The 2,501-nt window shown below is 60.3% G+C and carries 3 protein-coding genes; 2 read left to right on the top strand and 1 reads right to left on the bottom strand.

From position 1 onward, the window contains the following. The coding region (locus ACIREA_RS30485; protein WP_397386078.1) for a hypothetical protein at positions 1–966 on the top strand (966 nt) is incomplete at its 5' end. Then, positions 963–1,967, top strand: a complete 1,005-nt coding sequence (locus ACIREA_RS30480) for an Ig-like domain-containing protein (RefSeq protein WP_397386077.1) — start codon at positions 963–965, stop codon at positions 1,965–1,967. The genes ACIREA_RS30485 and ACIREA_RS30480, both read left to right, overlap by 4 nt. A 15-nt stretch (positions 1,968–1,982) precedes the next feature. On the opposite strand, the gene ACIREA_RS30475 is transcribed toward ACIREA_RS30480, so the two are convergent. Further along, a partial coding sequence (locus tag ACIREA_RS30475; protein WP_397386076.1) for a DUF2726 domain-containing protein occupies positions 1,983–2,501 on the bottom strand: 519 nt, incomplete at its 5' end.

The following is a 2,501-nucleotide window of genomic DNA, read 5'->3' as shown; positions in this document are numbered from 1 at the left end:
CCGGCCACGGCCAGCGTGGTGGCTATCCAGACGGGCGATGCCGGACCCAAGAGCGAACGCCTCGCCAAACCGGTGGCCGACATCGGAGCGCTGATCGCCGCCGGACTCGGAGCCAAGAAGGAGGACATCACGGTCAAAGATCTCGCGGTGAATCCTGCCAGTGGACGCATTTACCTCGGCGTGCAGCGCCGCCCTGACAATGCGGTGCTGCTTGTGAGCGTTGGCGCAGACGGCAAGGTGGTTCCTCTGAATCTCGCTCCGCTGGCCTGGGTGCGCATCATACTGCCCGGCGGCACCGCCAGCAAGGTCACGAACATCACTGATGTGGCCTTCGACAAGGACCGCGTCTTTGCCACAGGCACCTGCAATGAAGAATTCGCCTCCCGCATTTTCACCATCCCCGTGCCGCTCAAAAACGGCGCCACGGCCAGTGTGTTCAGTGCGGAGACGTATCATGTGGCGCATCGCAAGTGGGAGACCAAGGCACCGATCCAGAGTTTCATCCCCTACCAATCGAAGGAAGGCACCTTCGTCGTCGGCGCGTTCGCCTGCACGCCGGTGGCCAAGTTCAAGGTGGACGACATCCAGAGTGGTGCGCAGGTCAAAGGCGTGAGCATGGTGGAACTCGGCAGCGGCAACCGTCCGCTGGATCTCTTCAGCTATTCCGACAAAACCGGCAAGGAGTGGCTGGTGGTGCACACGCAGCGCTTCAAGCAGAACGCCTTTGGCCCCAGCAAGATGTGGGGCGCGCGCATCAGCATGGATTACCTCGATGCCAAGGCACCGGAGAAGACCAATGAAAACGCCGCACGCCGCGATGAAAAGGAGCCCAAAGGCCCCGAGGGCATCGAGATCGTCGATGCCCTCTTCGGTGCCGTGCAGGTGGACAAACTGAGCGACACCGAAGCTGTGGTGCTGCGTGATACCGAAGGCACGCTGAGTCTCGAAGTGGCAGCACTTCCGTGAAACGCTGGCTCTGCTTTCTAAATCTTGTCTGCTCCGCCACATTCGCCGCTGATGTGTGGGTGAACGAGGCCGGGCAGATCGAAGCTCGCGGCGTTGAGGTGCGCGTGTTCCGTGGCGATGCTGCCGAACCGCTTTTTGGGAGCGTGGTGAAGACGCGTGAAAGCGTGTGCTTTGCCGCTGCACTGCCGTTGGTGCAGGGAGAAACCTACCGGGTGGAGGTTCAAACGGCCGGCGGTATTTGGAGCACGCAGCGGCTGAAGTTCACGCTTCCGGCGACTGCTGCGCCTACGGTGGCCATCTCGCCCTCTCCCACGGTGCTGCCTGCCAATGCGCTAAAGCTCTACCTGCACTTCAGCCAACCGATGGAACAGGGTGTGTTTTTGGAACGCATCACCTTGCATCGTCAGGACGGCAGTCTGGTTCACGGTGCTTTTCGTGAGACTGAGCTGTGGTCACCGGATGGAAAACGTCTCACCCTCTGGCTGCATCCAGGGCGGCAGAAGACAGGCGTGAACCTGAACATCGATGAAGGGCCTGTTCTGCAGGAGCAACGCCAGCACACGCTCAGGATAGCTGCCAACTGGCGCTCGACCACCGGTGTGGCTCTGGGTAAGGAAACGGCATTTACACTCGCCGCCGGGGCTGTGGATCATACCAGCCCCAATCCACAGCGCTGGCAGATCACTGCGCCGAAGGCGGGAACTCGTGATCCGCTGGTGGTCAGGTTCGATGAACCGCTGGATCCTGCGATGCTCGTCTCCGCATTGAAAGTGCAACGCGGTGAGGGAGAAGTCGCAGGTGCAGTGACTGTGGCCGCGGATGCGCGCACTTGGTCGTTCACGCCGGCGGTTGCTTGGCCGCAAGGTGCCTGCGTTTTGAAAATCGACCCGTTGCTCGAAGATTTGGCGGGTAACAACCTGCTAGGACCGTTTGAAGTGGATCGCGATGCGCCAGCAAAAGCGGCCGCTACGACCACACTGAGCTTCAAGGTGGGTGGTTAGCAATGCGCCGTGCCTTCAGGAAATCGAGGAACAGGCTGCGGAGGTCATGCGGCTTGTATTGGCGCTGGAATTGGGGCTTGAACTGGACGTCGCTGCCAGCAGGGTGGTTGTGGGTGGGTGGGGCGCGCACTCTTCACTGGGAGGAGGCATGATTTCCAGGTTCGCATTGCGCTGCTGCCAGGCATTGCTGAGCTTGTGAACAAGTGTGTCGATCTGGTTGATGTCCTTGGCAGTGACCTGCAGCAGGGGAATTCCGAAGCTCGAAAAGATGTCGTCCACCAAATGGCGGTCGCGTAGTTTTCGGCCGGCCTTGCCGGGGCTGTCGTCCTCGAATTCGATGGCCACCATGGGAAGCCAGTCTCCTTTGCGGTAGACCAGGAAGTCGATGTGGCGCTGGCAAATCTTAAGGAACCCCGCAACGTTTTCAGCATGAAGGATTTCGAGGAGGCGCGGCTTGCATTGAATATGGCAGCGCTGGGCGGTGATGTTTTCTAGGCAGGCATGAAACAGAGCTTCGTCAGACGTGAGCAGGGG

The organism is Prosthecobacter sp., from assembly GCF_044373815.1.
Lineage (GTDB): Bacteria > Verrucomicrobiota > Verrucomicrobiia > Verrucomicrobiales > Verrucomicrobiaceae > Prosthecobacter.
Note: the sequence above shows the minus strand (reverse complement) of the source record. Positions and strands in the feature narration are given on the sequence as shown.